This window comes from Nitrosococcus oceani ATCC 19707, from assembly GCF_000012805.1.
Taxonomy (GTDB): domain Bacteria; phylum Pseudomonadota; class Gammaproteobacteria; order Nitrosococcales; family Nitrosococcaceae; genus Nitrosococcus; species Nitrosococcus oceani.
In genome coordinates this window covers 1,517,439-1,538,791 of the sequence record NC_007484.1, presented here as the reverse complement: position 1 = coordinate 1,538,791, position 21,353 = coordinate 1,517,439, and the positions used below count along the sequence as shown (strand labels likewise).

Genomic DNA, 21,353 nt, shown 5'->3' with positions numbered 1-21,353 from the left:
ATGGAAAACAACGCTTATCCAACATTGCCGCTTAAAAATACTGTCCTCTTTCCCCACCTGGTCCTTCCCCTGTCGGTGGGGCGAGCAGGATCTATAGCCGCAGTCGAGGCGGCGCTGAGCAGCGAAGATAAACTAATTGCTGTCTTTCCTCAAAAGGATCCCCGGACTGACGAACCCGCTGCGGATGATTTATTCCGCTTTGGCACGGTAGGAATCATCAAAAAGATGGTCAGGAGCGAGGATACGGTTCAGATTCTAGTTCAGGGAATAGAGCGGGTTGAGCAGCTAGAAATGGTCCAGAAGCAACCTTATCTTTCCCTCAAAATTGCCACTCTCTCTGAACCCTCGGATACGGGCACTGAAATCGAAGCCTTGCACCGAACTGTTATCGAACTCGCTGGCAAAATGATTGAACTGGTGCAACCCCAGATCCAGGTCGGCATCCACCACATTATTTCCGACGTGGAAAAGCCCCTCCACCAGATCTATCTTCTCACCTCTATCCTCTCGCTGGATTTTGACAAGGAGAAAGAACTGCTGGCTGCCGCTACCCAGGTAGAAGCCTTGCAGTTAATGCACCGTTATCTTAACCACGAAGTGCAGGTTCTGGAGGTGCGGCAAAAAATCACCAGCACCGCCCAAACAGAGATAGATAAGAAACAGCGTGAATATGTCCTACGCCAGCAATTAGAGGCCATCCAAGAAGAACTGGGGGAGACTAACCCTGAACAGGCTGAGATCAAGGAGTTACGCCAGCGAATGGAAGAAACGGAACTCCCGGAGCTGGTCCGCAAAGAAGTGGAGAAAGAAATTACCCGATTGGAACGGATGCCTTCGGCTGCTCCTGATTATCAGCTGACCCGCGGTTACGTGGAGCTAGCCCTAGAATTACCCTGGAATAAAACCACGGAAGATCGTTTAGATCTCAAAAGGGCGCGCGAGATCCTCGATGAAGATCACTTCGACTTGGAAGACGTCAAAGAACGGATCATCGAACATCTGGCGGTGATGAAACTCAACCCGGAAGCTAAATCGCCCATTCTTTGCTTCGTTGGCCCCCCTGGAGTTGGTAAAACCTCGGTGGGACAATCCATGGCCCGCGCCTTGGGACGAAAATTCGAGCGCATGAGTCTTGGTGGCCTGCATGATGAATCGGAGTTGCGCGGCCATCGCCGCACCTACATTGGTGCTATGCCTGGCCGAATCATTCGCGCCATTCGCCGTACTGGTTACCAGAATCCGCTTCTAATGTTGGATGAAATCGACAAACTGGGCCGGGATTTTCGCGGCGATCCGGCGGCGGCATTATTAGAGATTCTTGATCCCGCCCAGAATGCCGAATTTCATGATAACTACTTGGATCTGCCTTTCGATCTTTCTAAAATCTTCTTCGTCACCACCGCTAATACGTTAGATACCATCCCCCGCCCTCTGCTTGATCGGATGGAGATTCTGCGGCTACCGGGGTACAGTGACGAAGAAAAACAACATATCGCCCGTCGTTATCTAATTGGACGGCAAATTAGAGAAGCCGGCCTTTCCGAGATCCAACTCTCCATACCGGATGAGACATTAAGTTACCTTATTCGGCGTTATACTCGGGAAGCCGGAGTGCGTGAACTAGAGCGGATGCTGGGGCGAATTGCCCGCAAAGTGGCTACCCAAGTCGCCACTGGTCAAACTCAGCCGGTAACCGTCACGCCGCAAGACCTTGTCGAATTACTAGGACCAGAGCGATTTTTCGCTGAAGAAATGCGCCAGCAGCTCGCCCCCGGGGTCGCGGCAGGCTTAGCTTGGACCGAAGCGGGCGGCGATGTCTTGTACGTGGAAGCGGCTCTGCTACCAGAAGGGAAAGGGATGACTCTGACGGGACAGCTGGGCAGTATCATGCAAGAATCAGCAAAAGCTGCCCAAAGCTACCTCTGGTCCCGCGCCGAAGAACTTAACATCGATCAAAAAACCATCCGGGAATCGGGGGTCCACATTCATGTTCCAGCGGGCGCTATCCCTAAAGATGGCCCCTCGGCCGGAGTCACCATGGCTTCAGCACTCACTTCCGCTTACGCCCATCAACCTGTTCGCAGCGATACGGCAATGACAGGGGAAATAACACTGAGTGGTTTAGTCCTTCCCGTGGGAGGGATTAAAGAGAAAGTGCTTGCCGCCCACCGGTCCGGCATCCAGCGGATCATTCTTCCCAAAGAAAATGAGAAAGACTTGCGGGAAATTCCCGAGCATGTCCGGCAAAGCATTCAATTTATTCTAGCCAGACGGATTGAAGAGGTGCTAGCTGAAGCTATCCCAGATTTAAATAGGTGATATAGCAATTCCCTAAGCGAGCATGATCTGAAAAATGGGCATGCGTTTATCTCCAAAAAACTACGGCGCTATTGCACATTTCCTATCATTTAAAGGTTGTCAACTCCTTATGCTCAGTGTAAAAATTTAAGGAAAGCGATTGCTTTATACCGTAATACTATTTCCGAGGGATTATACCATGCCAGCTACTATCATACATCTTGGTCTAGGCGTACAGATGAAATCTGTCGTACCACAATATTTTAGTTTTCCCGTGTTTGTTTTTACCCAATTGGCCATTGATATGGAGGCATTCTATTTTTTGCTTCAGAATGAATCCCCTGTCCACCGATTTTTGCATACTTATATCGGAGCTACTTTAATCGCTTTTCTCGCCATCCTAATAGGAAGACCGCTATGTCAATGGGGAATTGGATTATGGAATGCTCGACTCAAAGAAAAACACTATCACTGGCTTTATATCACACCCAGAATTTCATGGAAGGCAGCAGCTACAGCAGCCATATTTGGCGCCTATAGCCATGTCCTGATGGATAGCATCATGCATGCCGATATACAGCCTTTTGCCCCTTTCTCATTAATCAATGGCTTTTGGGGGGCTATTAGCAATTTTCACCTGCATATGTTTTGCATTATTTGCGGAGCACTCGGTATTATCGTTTTATGGCTATTATGGGAAACAAGGGAAGTCCCAACACGTGTAGAAAAGAACAAAGGATAAGTGCAATCTACACTCCTTTAACGTCATTGAGGTTCCCTTAGTTAGAAACAATGAATGCTTCAAGGCCAGCGAGTACTCATTTTCTCCAAACCAAGAAGACTAATATTTAATTTACCCCCCTTTAAAGAGCAGGACCCGCATTTTCTCCAAGCATCTCTTTCCGAATTAAGGGGATAGGCGGCCCACCATAGGAAAGAAATTTATCATGAAATACCCTCCATCCCTCGCGTTCTCCTCGGGTAGCGGTCCATTCTTCCCGTAACTTCTTAATCATCAATTTCCCTAGGGTGTAGGTGATGTAAGCTGGATCAAACGTTCCCCGCGCTGCCTGTTGCCTTGCCGTACCTACATCCTGATGAGCAAATTCCTGGAACATGCGCTCCGACTCTTCCAAAGTCATCCTTTGAGTGTGCAATCCTATCGCGGACAAATAACGCACATTCCGCAATAGGGCATTAAGCAATTGGCCGATATGGATTTCCGGGTCGCCATGACCTAGTCCAGCTTTCCACATCATCTCTTCCACATAGTGGGCCCAGCCCTCAGCAAAACCATAACCCACAAAAAGTTTTCCTAAGGGGGAGGCAACCCGATTGGAATGCAAAAATTGTAGAAAATGGCCTGGCCAAACTTCATGCACCGATACAAATAGTAAGTCCGCCTTATCCGCAAGGTAGTCCTCCCGTTCCGCTTTTGACCAGGCCGGATCAGGAGGCGCCACATAATAAATAGCAGGCAGCCCTTTATCAAAAGGGCCAGGAATGTCAATATAAGCAAAATTCCATTGCATATAAGGGGGAGAGGCGGCCACCTGGGCTTGCTCGGCACTAGGAATAGTCACTAAATCTTTAGCAATCACAAACTCCTTAAGTTTCTGGAGCTGGCGGCGAGCTTCTTCGACAGGACCTTTCTCAGGTTTTACGGCTCGTGCTTTTTCAATGCATTCCGATACGGTTTTGCTAGGAGCATAATTACCGCATGCTTTCTGTAAAGCGACAAGATTACGCTTAAGATCTTGGCGCCCTATTTGTTCTAGCCGCTCAAGGGAAATCTTCACGCCCTCAGCCTCGCGCAATAGAGCACGAAAAAGAGGCGCGCCTAAGGCAAAGTCACTAGTGGCATTGGTCCGCTGGGTCTGCAGCCATTGCTGCAATTCCTTCATCGCGCGAATGGCATGCCGGTTGGCTGCCCGAAATTTTCTTTGTAGCCGTTCATTCTCCACAGTGCTGAAAATGGCGGGCGCATCTCGTTCATAGTAGGCGGCAAGTCCCCCAAACACCTTCTCGCCAATATCCACATAGGTTCGGGGCAGTGGGGTTCTCAAGTTATGGCGAATTTGCTTGGCTGCGGCAGGAATAGCTTCAGCATAAGCAATATAAGCACGCATACGCTCTTCTAAGGGGGCATAAGGACGGCTTAGGTAAACATTAGGATCAAGTTCTTGGGTATAAAATGCCGGATTTCTATAGGGCCACTCCGCTGTTTCCAACCAGAAGAGATCCTTATCAATCCAGGCAACCAAATAATCACGTTCAAAACGCTGGCTTGCTGTTAAGGAAGCAACCTCGAAAGCAAGCGCCCGCTGGCGCTCCGACCGCAGTCGCGCTACTTCTTTAGCAAGCGCTTCGGGGCTCCAATCAGGCAACTTGCCATCAAATTCATGTCGACCGGCACGTACCGCAAAGTCAGGATTGGCAGCAAAATATTTTTCGACAAAATTGTGAACAAACGCATCCCAATGAGTATTATTTTCTGCTGCTCGTGTCTCTGGAATGCCTGGGAATAATAACAATAAAGTCAAAAATAAAAGGACTGCACTCCCTAAAAAAGGAGAAAAATTTTTTCTCATTTTGGCTCCTTTATTATCTATTATAAAATTGCCACCCTTCACCAAGACGAGCCTAGACACCGTATCATCACGCCGGCCTGAGCTAGAATAGCACTTATGTTATTTTATCGAATATTCCTACTGTTAAAACCATATCTCTTCGTAGAAGTAGATTTTAATAAATCTTCAGCGGCTAACTTCCTATTGAATTTCCTCCTGCAACAGTAGGTCAGACTCTGGTTTAGCCAACACAACCCCCTATTGTGTTGCTACTAGCAGTTCCGACGGATTCAATCCCGGTGTTTTCGGGGCGCACCGATACCGCTTTACATTGAGTCTTGATAACCTGGCCCCCCCCGTCAATATGGGATTCGAGCGCACGCTCGAATTTCGAAACCAGCCGGCAGGGGGAGTACAGCTTCCAGATCAATACGGACAAAGCGGGATGCTACGGCGTTGCCATTGATGAACTCAAAAAAGAAGGCGAGTGCCCGCATGACACCGAACATCGGCAGGTCAAATATCTCAATAATATTGTCGAGGCCGATCACGGAAAGCTCAAACGCTTGATAAAAGCGACGCTCGGATTTAAATCCATGAAAACCGCCCTTGCCACGATCAAAGGGTTTGAAATCATGCGGGCTTTGAAAAAAAGGCAGTTTCGTGCTGGACGATTCCAGAACGGAATCAAGGGAGAAGTGCGGCTGATCGAAAGAACGTTTGGTCTGGGAGCCAATGTCTTGGCAGAAGCTATGCAAACCCTTCAGGATGAAATAAGCAAAAATCCTGATCTGAAGCCATGCCTCTCAGGACACATTAAATACGCCGCGTACAACCATCGTGAGAATCTACGAAAATTGATCTTTTGCTCAAAAATACGCGCAGCAATTTTTTTGCAACAGTGCCGGTCAAAGGAAAGGGCTCTAATCTTCAAGCCTTTGCAGCCGTGCGCGTAGCTGCGTCAATTCGTCCAACAGCTCCAGGGCCAGCGCGGTACCAGCAAGATTGACCTCCAGATCCTGCTCCAGACGCTGGGCGCAGCGGATACGCCGCACGCTGACACCACGAAAGCGCCACTGTTCAGGCCGGTATCCCTGTGGCTCAACCACACCGTACTCAACCAGTTGAAATACCCGCTCGGCCGTTACCTGACAGGTCCGGCATAGTTCTGCTAGAGTTAGCTCCACATCCTCTTCTAGGATTTCGCCTGTTAACGAGTTCATCAATTCATGGCTCATGTCAGATCACACTCCCAGTCTGGCGCGTGGATTGAAGCCGAGCGCCTTCTCAAATTCCGCATAGACCGCTTTAGCCTTGTCGGTATCCGCTTTAGGCAAAGCAATCTCCAGTACCACATAAAAATCCCCTGATTCCTTAGCGGGAATGCCGCGGCCCTTGAGGCGCAGTTTACGCCCACTCCATGAGTTTGGAGGAATCTTCAAGTCAACGGTTCCCGAAGGCGTCGGCACCTTGACTGTGGCGCCCAATGCCGCTTCCCAGGGCGCCACCGGCAGGTTCAGGTAAATATCTTTGCCCTCGGCTTTGTAGAAGGGATGGGGCTTGAACTCGACTTCCAGATATAAGTCGCCAGCGCCTCCCTTGCCGGCACCGGCACCGCCCTGCCCGGTTAGACGAATGTTCTGCCCCTGGCGCACACCCTTGGGGATACGCACATTGAGCATGCGTTCCTTGAGCTGAGGCCGGCCATCGGGTCCCAGCTCAGAATGCTTCAGGGTGAGAGTACGAGTGGCACCCTGATAGGCGTCCTCCAGATCGATCAGGATCTTGGCGTAAGTATCCTCCCCCCGGGCATGAAACTCGCGTTGCCTGCGCCCGCCAAACCCGCCGCGCCCGAACAGGCTCTCAAAGAAATCGCTAAATTGTTCAGCATCGCCCCCGGTAAAACCACCACCGTGGAACTCGAATCCCTGATCCCAGTCTGGTGGCGGCCGGAAATCCTGGCCCTCCTTCCAGTTGGCGCCCAACTGGTCATAGGCGGCGCGTTTCTCCGGGTCCTTGAGCACCTCGTAAGCCTCGCCAACTTCCTTGAAACGCACCTCAGCTTCCGGCTCCTTGCTGACGTCCGGGTGGTATTTGCGCGCCAGCTTGCGGTAGGCGCGCTTGATCTCATCCTGCGTGGCATCGCGCTTGATGTCCATGATTTGGTAGTAGTCTTTAAATTCCATGATGCCTCATCTATCCCCTTGCATTTCCACCTGGATGGTCTCGCTCGGAGACCTTGACACGATCATCCAGAGCCTTGCGCGGATAGTCAATCTGAATATTGGCAAAAGAACAGAAAATTTCCTTACCCGTAGAATATACTAGGGGGATATAAGCAATAATTTTATCGATTTATCTGTTACAGTTGTCATTTTCACCATAAATAACCGCCATACGATGCCATCAGATTCCCAAGAATCGTCGCCCTCCTCCGCAGTAGCCGGACCCATTGATGTCCGCAGCACCGCGCTGGCGCTGCTCGCTCTATTTGCCACGATCCTGATGTTACAGTGGACCCAGGCAGTATTGGTGCCATTGGTGTTCAGCATATTAGTAAGCTATTCCCTGGACCCCATAGTCAGCGCCCTGGAACGGCTTAAAGTGCCCCGCTGGCTGGGGGCAACGCTACTGGTAATGCTGTTTATAGGACTCCTGGGCTATGGTAGCTATACCCTTAGAGACCAAGCTATGGTGCTTCTGGATAAGATCCCCCAAGCGGTGCAAACGCTACGCCATTCCATGCAAGTTAAACCCGCCGACTCCCGTGAAGGAGTCATCAAAAAAGTTCAGGAGGCCGCAGAAAAAATACAAGAAGCAACTAAATCCGCAGATGACAACGCTACCTCTAGCAAGCCGGGAGTCATGAAGGTGGAAATCGTGGAGCCAGGACTCAAGCTGGGAGAATATGTCTGGTGGGGTTCACTGGGGGTTTTGGCCTTCCTCGCGCAGTTGGCCACAGTCGTCATGCTGGTGCTGTTGTTCTTGGTTTCTGGCGATACCTACAAACGCAAGCTGGTGAAGATCACAGGCCCCACCCTCTCCGAAAAAAAGGTGACGGTGCAAATCCTGGATGATATTAACATGCAGATCCGCCGCCATTTATTTGTGCTGGTGATTTCAGGCGTTTTCGTGGGGCTAGCCACTTGGGGCGCCTTCCTATGGATTGGGCTAGAACAAGCAGCGCTTTGGGGACTCATTGCCGGGGTAGCAAGCACGGTGCCCTACCTGGGGCCGGCCGTGGTGTTCGCCGCCACCACAATCGTGGCCCTGGTGCAATTTGGCACGATCACGATGGGACTTGGGGTAGGCGCTGCCTCTCTCCTCATTACTGGCATTCAAGGCAACTGGCTTACCCCTTGGTTGACCAGCCGCACCTCCAGCATCAATGCCGTTGTGGTCTTTATAGGTCTCCTATTTTGGGGCTGGCTATGGGGACCTATCGGACTCATTGTCGCCACCCCCATTCTGATCATCATCAAAGTTTGCTGCGATCATGTGGAAAATCTAACGTCCCTCGGCGAACTGATGGGAAAAGGCTCCTATGAAGATTAAATTTCTTCTTTCTGCTCTACCTTTTGGAGCGTATCCGCTGTAAATTCTTTATCTTCGGCATCCGGCTCTTCAGGCGACTCCTGGAGATTTTCGGCGTTGGAGTTAAGACTAAGCTTAATATAGATAGGAAAATGATCGGACCCAAAGGCCGGCATCCGGGCTATCCTTACCAGAAGAAAATCTTCTGAATGAAAAAGGTGGTCAAGAGGCCAGCGCATTAAGGGATGCTTGGCATTATAGGAGTTAAACATCCCGCGGCCGATGCGGGGATCAAGTAGTCCGCTTGTTTTCTGAAAAAGCGTGGTAGTATAGGACCAAGCGACATCGTTAAGATCACCCGCTACAATCACTGGCTGTTCGCTATTTTTTACTTCTCTACCCACAATCAGCAACTCCGCGTCCCGATTAACAGAAGTGTCGGCTTCCGTGGGAGACGGGGGTTCCGGGTGAAGACAATGCATCCGAACTAACTGTCCTGAAGGCAATTTCACCTCAGTATGGATAGAAGGAATCCCTTCTTTAAGCAAAAACTTTATCTCGGGAGCTACCAGTTCAAATTTGGAATACAACAACATCCCATAGCGGTTATCTAAAGGTTTTTTTACGGTATAGGCATATTTAACCTCCAACTCCCGAACTTGTTCCTCCCACCATTGATCTGGTTCTAACATCAATACAACGTCAGCGTCAGCCTCCCGCACTATTGCCAAGAAGCGCTGAACATTCCGATTACCCATCAACACATTCGCGATCAGTAAAGAAATCGTATTGCCCGGCGTGTCAGCAGAGGTACCGCGGACCTGCTTAGCCGCAAAGAAAGTATGGGGAAGTATTTTATAACCCTGAAAGAGAAGCGCCGCCGCGAGAACAACAAGCGTTATCCCTTCAAATATATTTTGTTTATCCCACAAGAAGAAAAAAACCGCAAACACTAATAAGCCCATAATTAGGATTTGCAACCGGGGAAAATCAAAGACACGTATCCACCATTCATGGCGTCGAATCAGAGGCGTAAGGGTGGCAATAATAAGCACAAGAGCAAGTATTATTAGTATCATTTTCATGATGAATTTCCTCTACCGCACACCTTTTTTAGGAGCGTTGATTTTTTATCTCTCGCCGTTCAGTCAGCTTGAACGGGAAAGGCTTCCTCCGTAGAGCAAGGCCCTTTCGTTAGCAATTGTCCTCGCCGTGACTTCTACCCAAACTTCCCGTATTTTACTATCCAGCGGATAGCTAAACTCCCAGCCAGCGGATTCTAAACGATCATCCCTAAAAACCTGACAGACATCCTTGCGCTGCAACCCGGTAGGGCAGCGATGAAAAGTTCCATTGACCTTGATCTCAACGGCAGGCAATACCCCATCATCCAGAGAGGCAGCCCAGCCACGCAGATATAACTCACCCGACTCTAAAATACGCCGCTCATCCACCCAGCCCCAGGGACCATAACGAAAGGCTTGCAATCCTGATAGATTCAAACTCGAAGATTTAGCCACCACATAGAGATCCTGCTCCTGGGCCAACCCCTTGGGAATACGAAAATAGGGATGGCCCTCACCGCTTACCTCGTGGATGGCACGCTTTACAAAATCTTCGCCGACGAAGGTGGTACCATACGTTTTAGGGTCCAATTCAGCATTTTCACTGTGGGGATTAAATAGAATACCTACCTCCGGCAGGCCGACTCCCACAGGCAAAAGCGCTTGATCATGGACGCTGAAACAGAGAATGCCACTTGGGTTCAGCAAGGACAGAAGCCGCTCCAGCCAGCGCTGGAATAGCCCTGGCGGCAGGTGGGAGAAAAGAGAAGCCACCCAAATAAAATCAAATTTCCTCCCGGCTTGGAATTGCTCCGGACTGGCACTGGACTCCAGTGCCTGAACATTGAATGTTTGGGTGACAAAAGCAAGGGCATCTTTTTGTATTTCCGCGACCCAGATATTAGCTGCGGGCAAACTGAGAGTCAGCAATCGAACTAACCGGCCAAATCCACAGGCAAAATCTAGAAAAGCGAAATCTGGCCCAGGGTTTGGAAAAAAGGCTTGCAGAATCTGTTGGGCGGCAAAATGTTGCTGCAGCGCCACATTGTAATACTGACTCAAGGCCGCATTGGGATCCCGATGGTGGCGCAGTGAATGGATAAGCATTTGATCATTGGGATGGATCGCGGTATTGAGCGCCATCCCCATGCTTTTATTACCTGGCCGCTGAAAGTGATCCCAAATCGCCCGCCTGAAGCGATGATCCCGGCACAGGGCATCGGCTTCGGTACGCAATTGCTGTTCCGTCGAGTCCCTATTTTCCATAGGTAGCGGAAACAACAGCTAAGCAGGATCTACCATGTGCTTCATAATGGCCGTCCCAAAGCCAGAGCACGAGACTTGAGTTGCGCCTTCCATCAATCGGGCCAAGTCATAGGTCACCGTCTTAGTAGCCAAGGCATCCGAAATACCCTGAATAATCAGATCAGCCGCCTCATTCCAGCCGAGATGGCGCAACATCATCTCCCCCGAAAGAATAATGCTGCTAGGGTTGACCCTATCCTGGCCTGCATATTTAGGCGCAGTCCCGTGGGTCGCCTCGAACACGGCAACCCTATCCCCCATATTCGCCCCCGGCGCCATCCCAATTCCCCCCACCTGGGCTGCTAGCGCATCGGAGATATAATCCCCGTTGAGATTAAGTGTGGCAATGACATCATACTCCTCGGGACGGAGCAGAATTTGCTGCAGAAAGTTGTCGGCAATGGCGTCTTTGACAATAATTTTTTCTCCGCTTTCAGGAGAAGCGAACTCACACCAGGGACCCCCATCAATGGGGCGGGCGCCAAAAGCTTCCTGGGCCAGCGTATAACCCCAGTCACGGAAGGCCCCTTCGGTAAACTTCATGATGTTGCCTTTGTGCACCAGAGTCACCGAACGGCGATCATTATCAATGGCGTATTGTAGGGCCTTACGGATCAGACGCTGGGAGCCTTCCTGGGATACCGGCTTAATGCCAATGCCGGAGCTTTCCGGAAAACGAATTTTCTCCACGTCCATCTCTTGCCGCAGAAATCCAATAACCTTTTTCGTCTCCGGCGATTGGGCTGGCCACTCGATACCGGCATAGATATCTTCGGTATTCTCACGAAACACCACCATATGGGTGCGGGAAGGATCGGCCAGAGGGCTTGGCGTCCCCGGAAAATAACGGATGGGTCGGATACAAGCATAGAGATCCAATACCTGGCGAATCGTCACATTTAAAGAACGGATACCCTTGCCTACTGGCGTAGTGAGAGGTCCCTTGATAGACACCACAAATTGCCGCAGAGCATCCAAGGTCTCCGCCGGCAACCATTCATCGGCGCCGTAAATACGCGTTGCCTTTTCCCCCGCATATACTTCGGTCCAGGCCAGGGAGCGCTCTCCCCTATAGGCCACGGCAACCGCTTTATCAACGACCTGGCGCATTACCGGAGTGATATCCACCCCAATCCCATCGCCTTCAATAAAAGGAATGATCGGGCGGGCGGGAACTTCAAGGCTAAAGTCCTCTTTAACGGTGATAGGTTGACCATCGGAGGGAAGGGAAATCTTGTCATAAGCCATAGGGGATTCCTTAAATTATAGGTAAAACAGCTTGCCGTACAGCACAGCAAATTTTGCTAAGTATAACGCGAGCCCAGCTTCCCGCCGATAGGCGCTTATTATTGATCCCGGCGTAGGCTAGATGAAGGAGAAGGCATGCCTATTAAAGCCTTAAGTAGGTGTGCGTATTCATGCTGATCAATTTCACCAGCCGTTTTCCGAAGATTCAAAAAGGCAAAGCCGCTGTCCTGCTCGGCATTATAGCTCGGCATTGATTCTACCCCTTTAGATTTATAACATTCATGCAGTATTCGCGTTAAATGATCCAATCCTAATTCAGCAATAATATTTAGCCTTTCTTCTGCACTAAGCTTGCACATTCTAAACTCAGCGCTAGTACTATCCAATATTTCTCGGATATAAACCTGCCTTGGTGGAGTGCTCTCGGAATCAATGATATGTAAATCCTGAACATAGTAACGATAATTATTTTTTGGCATGATAAAATCCTCCATAAGATATATAGGTAAAAATAAATGAAACTTGAAAAACAAGGAGACGTTAAGCGGTTTGATAGCAACTAACCCTAGCCTGTGGCGGTGTATTCACCGCTATTTAGGGTATTCATCAACCATGGAGTGTTATTAGAAGCGAGGTGGATTTACTAGCTGGAGAAAAGAAAATAAACCGACTTTTAACCCCTCTTCTATCTATCCGGGATGTCGTGGCTCCTGAAGAACCTGAAGGTGGCCTGCTCCACCAACACCATCGCTATAATTGAAGTCGCCACGGCGGACAATAACCGGTGGGCCTTACCACTCGGCGATTCACCATTTCGAGTGCTGGGGCAGCCGCTTACCGAACTTGAACTGGGGCCCGCCGCACGCAATATTGCGGGGGCGCGTATGGCTGCTGCCCGCATCAGCGCCTCTCCAGAGGTAAAAGGCGCCAGTAAGCGCACGATTTTGCTGGCCCTGGCGCCCCCCTGCCACCCGCAAGCTAGGCCGTGCACTTGTCCTCATCGCAACCGTCGCCTCCGCTAGCATTCTCTGCTTCAGCCAGGGGCGCCGCTTTCGCTTCACTAACAAGGGTCGCAATATCCGCCCCTACCTGGATATCATCGTCGCGGCCAAAACTATGCTTGCGGAGACGGCCTTTATGATCAATCAAGATCAGGCTGGGAGTCCCGCGCATCCCATAGGCACGCATCGTCAGTGGCAACCCTGATTGCCCATCTGGCTGATCGACACCGATGGGAAAGGTATAACGATATTCGTGAATAAAGACTTCAAGCGCCTGGGGAGTCATGACCTCATGGTGCTCGAACACCGTATGCAAACCCACCACCACAACCTCATTGGCGTCAAAAACATTATAAATTTTCTGGGTCTGGGGCAAACCATGCACTACACACCCTGGGCAAAGCATTTGAAAAGCATGCATCACCACGACCTTCCCTCGAAGGTCAGCTAGCTGCAACGGCTGCTGGGTATTAAACCATTGGGCTACCTTCCACTCAGGAGCTAAAGTTCCACTAGCGCGCATAGTCTATTCTCCAAATTTCTCTCTTAATTTCCGGTAAATAAATAAATTATGCCAGGGTGAGTTCCCTGCAAGCAATTTATCGGCCTCACGATTTTTTAACCGGTTTGAGCCAGCAGCGGCAGGCACCTGGCGGGAATGCGGGAACTCAACGCCCAAACCGGTACCTGCAACCATTCCACCAAATCTTGCCATACCCGTTCAGCCTCTCGGTCCCGCAACAACATATGGTAACCCGTGGGATAAAAAGCCACCGAGTGGGGACCAGGAAGCTCCTCCAGGAGATGGCAAATGGGCCGTTCAGGAATCACTTGATCCTGGCCGCCATATAACACCAGAGTAGGCATATGAACTTGGGGGATAATCTTCCGGGCCTTATCCATAAGTTGAACCATGCCATAAAGGGCGTCGATCCGGGTTTCTTTGATAATCAGGGGATCAGCCCGCATTCGTTTTAACATCTCCCTATTATCCGAAGCTTTAATCTTCAAACTACTTCCAGTGACCTTCAACCAGGGCAATGTATGGGCGGACACCCAAAGCAGCGATCGGTACCAACTATTCAGACTTTGCCCGCCCCAAACTGCCGGGGCAACTAAGATCAAGCGATCCACCAAGGGCGCATCATCGCCCGCTAAAGCCGCCATGGCAACGGCCCCCCCCATGCTTTCGCCTAAAAGATAAAGGGGGCGGTTTCGATGGTGGGTGCCCACGGCTTGGATAAAGCCGCGGAGATCCTTGACAAGCAACTCCACGCCTGGCCACCTTCCCCGCTGTTGCGTGGCCCCAAATCCCCGCTGATCATAGGCATAAACAGCGATTCCTTGCTGCGCTAGGTATGCACCTACCTTGGCGAAAGCACGGCTGTAATCATTAAAGCCATGAACCCCAATAACGATGGAATGGGGCTCTCCCTCCGGCAGCCAGATACGCATAGGAAGAGATTCTCCATCTGCCGCAATAAACCGCATCGTCTCCAGCGTTGGACTTTGCAGCGATTCCCCAGTGCGTTGAATATAAGGCGTGCAGGCGGTCATTAACATCAATGGTAGTCCCACTCCCAGTATACGAGAGAACATCGCCCGTCCTAAAAGCAGCTGGTTAATCACAAGGTACGGTCCGCTCAACCGCCCAGGACCGCAAGTAGGCGATCCTCTCTGCCATCGTGACCGATAGCGGCCGGGTTAGAGCAATTTCCGCGGCAATAGACTGAGTATCGAGAACAGAACTTTGAGCATGGGTGGAATAATAGGCGGAAACAACCACCTGTTCGATTTCCGCACCGGAAAACCCTTCGCTCATCGTGGCAAGATGGGGAATATCAATCACCCCCATCTCCGCATTTCGATTGCCCAAATGGATATGGAAAATCGCTTCACGGGCTACTTGATCCGGTAAATCCACAAAAAATATCTCGTCAAAACGGCCTTTGCGGATCAGTTCCGGCGGCAGGGCTTCGATATCATTGGCGGTGGCAACCATAAATACCGGCGCTTTTTTCTCCGCTAGCCAAGTTAATAAAGTCCCTAGCACCCGGCGGGAGGTTGCATTATCCGAACCCTCCGTGGACACCCCCTTTTCAATCTCATCAATCCATAATACGCAAGGCGCCATCGCTTCAGACATTTTGAGAGACTCGCGCAGGTTGCGCTCGGTCTCGCCAAAAAATTTATTATAAAGTGCGCCAAAATCGAGCCGCAACAAAGGAATCCCCCACGTCCCCGCAACCACCTTTGCCGCCAAACTTTTTCCACATCCTTGCACCCCTAATAATAAAATCCCCTTCGGCACTGCTAACGGAGAAGATTGAGAGCCGCTTATTAAGGGGTCGCGGCGCTGTTCTAGCCAATGCTTAAGCCGCTTGAAACCACCAATATCAGCAAAATGCGCGCTCTCATATTCAAAGGTAAGCACCCCTGCTTGATTGAGAAGCTCGTACTTCGCCTTCATCACCCGTTGCAAATCGATGGGGGTCACTGCTCCATCATTAAAGATCCCATTGCGGGCCAACCGTTTAGCATCCTTGTAGGTCAAACCCGATAAATTACTCACCAACATCCGAAGCGTCTGGGGATCAGCTTTAACCGGTTTGCCGTTGTGCTTTTGGGACCACTCCCTGGCGACCTCCCGCACAAGATTGTCTAATTCCGATGGGTTTGGCAAGGTTAGCACGGCACGGGCTGAGAACTTGTGCAATTCTGGTGGAATATTGAGACGATGGCTCAACAATACTAGCGTATGGCTCCGAGTTTCAGCGGTTAAGGCGATATCCTTCAACAGGCGCACATGGAACGGGTCTTCCAAATAAGGATGAAAATCCGCAAGAATGAAAAGGCCCGGCGAAGAGACCGCCTTAATATGCTGCAGTACGTCAAGGGGCTTGCTATTATGGCGTTGAGGAGCATAATCCAAATCCATACGTTTCAGACCCTCCGTCACGCTCCATTTAAAGGTCGGTTTAGCTACGCGCCGCGCAATTTGCATGAGCAAATCTACCGCACGCAGCTCTTCATGAGTCTCAATAACGATGATGGGAATGTGGGATTTAATCAGCAGTTCGATATCGTAGTGATCGCTCATGGGGGCCTATTTTACGTCATCCATTTCCGTGGAATTTATCGGTAACCCAAAAAGGAGTCTGAAGAGAGATTCCAGAGGAAGGCTTTCCCGCCAGCAACCTTTTATCAGCCTCAAAAACTAGGCACTAGCAGCAGAAAACTTCCTGGATAGACTTCAGAATCAGCATGAAGCGCCGTTTTATATAAACCAGACCACCCCGTTCCCAAAACAGTGGGGAGTACAATTGACTAGAAATTCCCCCCTAACGACTTACCTACCCAGCACTATGAGCAATAATTTGTCGCCAAATAGCGACTCTATTTATCACCGCAGTTAATCTTTAGACTCGCGGAACGCAGGGGAAAAGCAATAAGATTATGAAGTGGCATATTATTTGCTTTGTTATTACCTCCAACGCCTGGATTCAGATCGTGCTAACCACAATCCGTATCCATAAAACTATTAAAAACTTTATTTCTAAACCAAGGGGATCTCCATGTATCTCAATCGAAGAATGCTTTGCTTCGCTTTCTTTATATCAGCATTATGCTCCTTATCAACGGTTGCTTTTGCCATAGAAGAGAAATTAGCCATCATAAAAGATAACGTTAATAGACGGGGACTAACGCTTCAAGTATATACCCCGCCGCTTGCCCCCGAAAACAGGTTAGAGGCTAAGCTTTTTCAAGATGTCCAGATTTTTGGAAATGTTGCAAGCCTTGCAGCGGGAAATGTCAGTGGAGCAGCAGGCGATGAATTTATTTTCCTCACTCATGGAAGATTTGGAAGTAACGGCCTTTATCTCTATACGGTCAAGCCGGAAGATGGCGCCTTGTTTTTCCGCTTGCTGGCGGATGATAGGTCTCTGGAGAGAAATGTCCAATTTGCCACCCTCTGCGATTGCGATTCCGATCCTGAAAAAGAGCTAGCTGTCATTAAGCGCCTTCAAAACGGGAGCCATCAACTCATCATTTACGATCTTCCCACCCGCCGCCGGGGGAATGCTTTGGCAATTGCGGGCGCCGCGAATATTGGCAATAACATCATTGGCCTCAGCGCTGGTGATATGGCGGGTGACAGCAAAAGCGAGTTGGTCATCGCCCAAAAAAATGGAAACGGCACGGTTAGAGTAGAAATTTACTCACCTCCCTCTTCTCTTTCCGATAGCCTCGGACCACCGTTACTTAGCTATAGCGACCTCGGTAGGGATATTATACCGGATGGTCTTGCCGTGGGTGATTTCGATAATGATTCAGAGGATGAAATCGCACTTGTTCGCTCCCTAAAAAACGGAACTTACAGCTTAGACATCCTGAAAGCTCCCACTGCATTTGAAGATGAAGCCCCTGTTTTTATTGCGAGTGATGTCAACATCGGCCAAAACGTTGCCAAAATTACCGCTTTTAAAATAAAAGCCGCCGGGCCTTCCTTTAACCAACCTCCGCAAGCAGTGATTAATGCCAATCCCCAGAAAGGCCCCCTACCGCTCACCGTCACGCTTGATGGCAGCAATAGTCAGGATGCGGATGGATTTATTCAACACTACCGTTGGGAATTTGATAACGGCCAAATCATTACCGGTCCAAATCTCGAATACACCTACGACACGCCAGGGGCCCATGTAGTTACCCTAACGGTCATCGATAATGAAAACAGCAAAGATTCCACCCAAATCACCATTGAAGTAACGGAGGCTGCTAATAATAACGACACTACCGATAGCCAGAATCTTCTTCCCGCCGAGCAGGAGCTTATAAAGCTGATTAATCAAGAACGACAAAAGCATAATCTTGCTTCCCTGAAGATCCATAGTGCTCTTGTCGCTGCCGCAAAGGGACATTCCAAAGATATGGCTCAAAACAATTTTATCAGCCATAGGGGCTCAAACGGTTCAAGTCCATTTACCCGGATGGCCGATGCGGGTTATCGGTTTCGCACGGCAGGAGAAAATGTTGCCGCAGGGTATTCCTCGCCCCAGGCAGTGCTTACTGGCTGGATGAATAGCCCTGGACATCGGCGTAATATCTTAAACGCCAGTTACTGCGAATTGGGCGTGGGTTATGCCTATCAAGGAAGAAGCACCTATAGGCACTACTGGACTCTAACTCTAGGATGCCGCTAGGCTATGTTCTTCGTGCAGAGGAATTTTACATGGCTGGCAGCTACCATGGTAAATTGCTAACTTGTAAGAAAACTGCCGTTAATCCATGAACAAGGGAGAAAAGAATGAACCCATTAGATTCTATTCCAGGCACTATTGTTTCGGGGTTTATCCTAACGGGGGTGTTGATTGTCATCATTAAAACGATAGCAGGCGGTTAAGCGTTTTTATAAAACCCTATGGAGATGACTTTATGGAATCGATAACTTCATTAGCCCTTGATCGCTGGCTGCACTTTCTCGCGGGTATTACTTGGATTGGGCTACTGTACTATTTTAATTTTGTACAGGCACCCGCCGCGGCGGAAGCCGCCAAGGACCAAGGAGGACCCGGCCCAGCCGCTATTGGCAAATACATCACCCCCCGCGCCCTATTGTGGTTTAGGTGGTCGGCGCTGGTGACTTGGCTATCCGGGGCTTATTATTTAATGGCGGCGCCCCACTATAGCTTACATGGCGCATTTACCTTGGGTATAGGCGCCAACAATATAGCCCTGACTACCATTGGAATGGGCGCCTGGTTAGGGACGATCATGCTATTTAATGTCTGGGTTCTCATCTGGCCTAATCAGAAGAAAGTGCTAGGTTTAGTTGTCGCCACTGAGGAAGAAAAAGCCAAGGCCAAGCGAGTAGCGTTTCTCGCCTCCCGGAGCAATACTTTATTATCCGTGCCCATGCTTTTGTTTATGGGGAGCGCCTCTCACGGCCTGCCATTTTAAGGAGTATCGGAAGACCTAGACTAAGCCGCCTGCCTAGGCTAGGTTTTCCCCTACTCGGTGGAAGGAATAGATCCGTTCTCCCCCATCCAGCAGCGATGATCCCTAACAACGCGCCTACTGCCATGGAAGTTGGGCAATTTCTCAGCGCAGCCTATGCTTGCATAGGCCGATCTCGGAAATAGCTTCCCGGATACTCTATAATGAGATTTATTAAGACACGGATCGATTATTCGCCAGATAACCGCTTCGTCTACTTCTGCCGATTTTTATCCCGATAGGTTTACCCTATATGTCAATGCTCAGGTTTCTCCCGGGAATTATCATTATTCAAGTGGCCACCGCCATCCTTGTTTTCGCCTTCCTGGAGAATCCAGGAACTAACTGGCTACCCTATGGGCTGCTTGCATTAATTGCCAGCTTTATGACGGCTTTCTGGTTCGCTTCCATCGCTAATCACATCAAAAAAGATGCCTTGGCGCGAATGAAGGAAAAGCTGCTTCAAGAACGGGAACAGCTTCTCGTCTCTACGGAAAAAGAAAAAAGCCGCGTATTCGAACAAACCCATAAGCGTATTGTAAAAGAAACCAACCGCGCCCACGCCAAAGCTAATTTCAAGGTGGGCGCAGCCGTCGTTGGAGCAGCGGCTGTCGGGGTAGGGTTACTTACTCTACAATTTTTTACCGTTGGTATCTTGACCCTGCTGGCCGCTGGCGGCGCCCTAACCGGCTATGCAGTGCGGGCCCGCCAAGAAACCCTAAAGGGGAAAGCAGCTAAAAAAAACCTGGCTCAGCGTAAACCCATGGAACTTATCGAGGTGGAGACTTCAGGACCGAATCCTCCCCGCCTGGAAAAGGGACCCCGAAAAGATGAATCAAATTCTGATCATCAGCGCCCATCCGGATGACATGGAAATCGGAATGGGAGGTACTGCGGCCAAGAAAGCGGCCTCAGGTTCCCATATTACCTCGGTCATTTTAACTGATGGGAGGAGGAGCCCCAATCCCTTTGGCTGGCCGGAAGAAACCCTGGTGGAAATTCGTAAGCAGGAGGCCACTCGAGCAGCGAGAGTGCTAGGAATCAAAGAAGTTATTTTCTTTGCTCTCCCTGATCTAAAAAATACTTCCCATTACCATTCAGCAAAGGAGCGGCTTAGCGAGCTCATCAAGCAACTTCGCCCTGAAGAGGTCTATTCCCTCCACGATCACTGGGACCGGCATCCTACCCACCGGCTAGCGGGGCAACTAACCCGAAAATGTATCGAAGAAACACCCCTATTCATAGACGCCCTATGGGCTTACGAGGTTTGGGGATTATTTTCCCGCTGGGATCGCCTGGAATATATCGATGATCAGATAGGGAAAAAAATGCAGGCGATAGGAGAACATAAAAGCCAGCTCGCCTCCATTCCTTATGGGGAAGGTATTTTGGGCCTCAACCGGTGGCGGGCGGTCTTTGCCGATCCGCAACAAACCACCCCTCAAGGAGTCTTTGCGGAAGTTTTTTTTACCATGAAGCTATAGGCTTTCCTTATTCTTGGTCTGTAACTATAAGCAAAACAAAGGTACCTGCCATGTCTCTCCTCTCAAGCATCTACTTAGCTTACTTTACCTTCTGAGCTGCAATAACTTTTTCCTGTTCCCGAAGAGAGACAGGATCGAGAGGATCACCCTCAATCCGGTAAGCCTTAAAGATATGCTCTCGGCCTGCATTGGGATTGGCAACAAGCGTTGTTTCAAGCTCATTGCTGCGAAGATCGAAGCTGTAAGCGACAACAACTTGGCTAACCTCACGACGAGTTAGCGTACCTACCTCAATAAGGTCATCATCTACAGGATGGTCTATAGGCAAGATCAATGTACGTCGATGCGAAGTTCCTTTCGCCAGTGCGAATGGGGTTGGCGCAACGTACATCTTTCTATCACGCACAAGGATATCGCCGTAGCTTCCAAAGCCTCGAAAACTTTTTTTTTATGGACATAACAGTTGTCCGCATTCAAGAAATCGCCGTGGCATACAACGAAATCGAGCACGGGATAACTGTTGCCATCCGGGTTAACAGGGTATCGCCCGAAAACATAATACACCTGGCGTCCATTGTGTTCACCACATGGAACCTGACTATTGCAATCATAGTCAGCTTCACGTCCTGGATAGGCAAGACCTTTTAGCTCGTATCCTTCCGTATGCTGTACAAGGCGGAAATCCGGATAGGTGTTACGACCAGGAGAATCAAAATTTAGCTTGAGTGCCTCTAATCTCTTCTGAAACCAATTCTGAAAGTAAAACTCCTTATCGTTGCGGCCTTCGCGTTCGATAAGCTCTCCGTTTTGAATGGCCCGAACACATTTCTTGAAAATTGTGGAAGCTTTCGACAC

General features: G+C 49.8%; 20 protein-coding genes and 1 pseudogene. 9 read left to right on the top strand and 12 right to left on the bottom strand.

The annotated features are described in order from the left end of the window. Window positions 1-2,319 (top strand): endopeptidase La, encoded by a 2,319-nt coding sequence (lon, locus tag NOC_RS07520; RefSeq protein ID WP_002811035.1) that lies wholly within the window; start codon window positions 1-3, stop codon window positions 2,317-2,319. A gap of 178 nt (window positions 2,320-2,497) precedes the next feature. After that, a complete protein-coding gene (locus NOC_RS07515; protein WP_011330643.1) occupies window positions 2,498-3,040 on the top strand; it encodes a DUF4184 family protein in 543 nt (180 codons plus the stop codon). A 121-nt stretch (window positions 3,041-3,161) separates the two neighbouring features. Here the strand turns inward: NOC_RS07515 and NOC_RS07510 are convergent, their stop codons facing one another. Then, window positions 3,162-4,889: a DUF885 domain-containing protein gene (locus NOC_RS07510; protein ID WP_011330642.1), complete on the bottom strand. Its 1,728-nt coding sequence runs from the start codon at window positions 4,887-4,889 to the stop codon at window positions 3,162-3,164. Window positions 4,890-5,293: 404 nt separating this feature from the next. On the opposite strand from NOC_RS07510, the pseudogene NOC_RS17875 reads away from it, so the two are divergent. Further along, a pseudogene (locus NOC_RS17875) lies at window positions 5,294-5,578 on the top strand (DDE-type integrase/transposase/recombinase); the annotation flags it as partial. Window positions 5,579-5,791: 213 nt separating this feature from the next. On the opposite strand, the gene NOC_RS07500 reads toward NOC_RS17875, so the two are convergent. Next, on the bottom strand, window positions 5,792-6,106 hold the full coding sequence (locus tag NOC_RS07500; RefSeq protein ID WP_011330641.1) for a chaperone modulator CbpM: 315 nt from the start codon (window positions 6,104-6,106) through the stop codon (window positions 5,792-5,794). 6 nt (window positions 6,107-6,112) lie between these two features. Continuing rightward, a complete protein-coding gene (locus NOC_RS07495) occupies window positions 6,113-7,054 on the bottom strand; it encodes a DnaJ C-terminal domain-containing protein (RefSeq protein WP_002809805.1) in 942 nt (313 codons plus the stop codon). A 214-nt stretch (window positions 7,055-7,268) separates the two neighbouring features. Between NOC_RS07495 and NOC_RS07490 the strand changes: the two genes are divergently transcribed. Continuing rightward, the gene (locus tag NOC_RS07490) at window positions 7,269-8,423 is read left to right on the top strand and encodes an AI-2E family transporter (protein WP_002810079.1); all 1,155 of its coding nucleotides are present in this window, start codon (window positions 7,269-7,271) and stop codon (window positions 8,421-8,423) included. On the opposite strand, the gene NOC_RS07485 is transcribed toward NOC_RS07490, so the two are convergent. From NOC_RS07485 to NOC_RS07470, 4 genes are all read right to left on the bottom strand, one after another. After that, a complete protein-coding gene (locus NOC_RS07485; RefSeq protein ID WP_011330640.1) occupies window positions 8,420-9,487 on the bottom strand; it encodes an endonuclease/exonuclease/phosphatase family protein in 1,068 nt (355 codons plus the stop codon). The two genes, NOC_RS07490 and NOC_RS07485, sit on opposite strands and share 4 nt — an antisense overlap. 63 nt (window positions 9,488-9,550) lie before the next feature. After that, window positions 9,551-10,732 (bottom strand): class I SAM-dependent methyltransferase, encoded by a 1,182-nt coding sequence (locus NOC_RS07480; RefSeq protein WP_002809414.1) that lies wholly within the window; start codon window positions 10,730-10,732, stop codon window positions 9,551-9,553. Between the two features lie 18 nt (window positions 10,733-10,750). Next, window positions 10,751-12,019 carry an NADP-dependent isocitrate dehydrogenase gene (gene icd / locus NOC_RS07475; RefSeq protein ID WP_002810500.1) on the bottom strand — a complete coding sequence of 423 codons (1,269 nt, stop codon included), beginning with the start codon at window positions 12,017-12,019 and terminating at the stop codon, window positions 10,751-10,753. 98 nt (window positions 12,020-12,117) lie between these two features. Beyond that, window positions 12,118-12,498, bottom strand: coding sequence for a hypothetical protein (locus NOC_RS07470; RefSeq protein ID WP_011330639.1), 381 nt, complete (start codon window positions 12,496-12,498; stop codon window positions 12,118-12,120). Window positions 12,499-12,744: 246 nt separating this feature from the next. On the opposite strand from NOC_RS07470, the gene NOC_RS17355 reads away from it, so the two are divergent. After that, window positions 12,745-13,041 (top strand): hypothetical protein, encoded by a 297-nt coding sequence (locus NOC_RS17355; RefSeq protein ID WP_147094479.1) that lies wholly within the window; start codon window positions 12,745-12,747, stop codon window positions 13,039-13,041. On the opposite strand, the gene NOC_RS07465 is transcribed toward NOC_RS17355, so the two are convergent. The 3 genes from NOC_RS07465 to NOC_RS07455 form a co-directional block, all read right to left on the bottom strand. Continuing rightward, window positions 12,998-13,543: a peroxiredoxin family protein gene (locus NOC_RS07465; protein WP_002808627.1), complete on the bottom strand. Its 546-nt coding sequence runs from the start codon at window positions 13,541-13,543 to the stop codon at window positions 12,998-13,000. The two genes, NOC_RS17355 and NOC_RS07465, sit on opposite strands and share 44 nt — an antisense overlap. Before the next feature lie 95 nt (window positions 13,544-13,638). Then, window positions 13,639-14,619, bottom strand: a complete 981-nt coding sequence (locus NOC_RS07460; protein ID WP_011330638.1) for an alpha/beta hydrolase — start codon at window positions 14,617-14,619, stop codon at window positions 13,639-13,641. Between the two features lie 22 nt (window positions 14,620-14,641). Further along, on the bottom strand, window positions 14,642-16,120 hold the full coding sequence (locus NOC_RS07455) for an AAA family ATPase (RefSeq protein ID WP_002808719.1): 1,479 nt from the start codon (window positions 16,118-16,120) through the stop codon (window positions 14,642-14,644). Between the two features lie 475 nt (window positions 16,121-16,595). Between NOC_RS07455 and NOC_RS07450 the strand changes: the two genes are divergently transcribed. The 4 genes from NOC_RS07450 (at window position 16,596) to NOC_RS07435 (ending at window position 20,498) form a co-directional block, all read left to right on the top strand. Beyond that, window positions 16,596-18,221 (top strand): CAP domain-containing protein, encoded by a 1,626-nt coding sequence (locus tag NOC_RS07450; RefSeq protein ID WP_002808685.1) that lies wholly within the window; start codon window positions 16,596-16,598, stop codon window positions 18,219-18,221. Window positions 18,222-18,453: 232 nt separating this feature from the next. Beyond that, complete coding sequence (locus NOC_RS07445) at window positions 18,454-18,978, top strand: urate hydroxylase PuuD (RefSeq protein ID WP_002808828.1); 525 nt, start codon at window positions 18,454-18,456, stop codon at window positions 18,976-18,978. A 289-nt stretch (window positions 18,979-19,267) separates the two neighbouring features. Beyond that, a complete protein-coding gene (locus NOC_RS07440) occupies window positions 19,268-19,882 on the top strand; it encodes a hypothetical protein (protein ID WP_011330637.1) in 615 nt (204 codons plus the stop codon). Continuing rightward, complete coding sequence (locus tag NOC_RS07435) at window positions 19,845-20,498, top strand: PIG-L deacetylase family protein (protein WP_081430960.1); 654 nt, start codon at window positions 19,845-19,847, stop codon at window positions 20,496-20,498. Before NOC_RS07440 ends, NOC_RS07435 begins: the two co-directional genes overlap by 38 nt. A 79-nt stretch (window positions 20,499-20,577) precedes the next feature. On the opposite strand, the gene NOC_RS07430 is transcribed toward NOC_RS07435, so the two are convergent. Next, a complete protein-coding gene (locus NOC_RS07430) occupies window positions 20,578-20,826 on the bottom strand; it encodes a hypothetical protein (RefSeq protein WP_244860112.1) in 249 nt (82 codons plus the stop codon). 2 nt (window positions 20,827-20,828) lie between these two features. Further along, window positions 20,829-21,353: a hypothetical protein gene (locus NOC_RS07425; RefSeq protein ID WP_002810535.1), complete on the bottom strand. Its 525-nt coding sequence runs from the start codon at window positions 21,351-21,353 to the stop codon at window positions 20,829-20,831.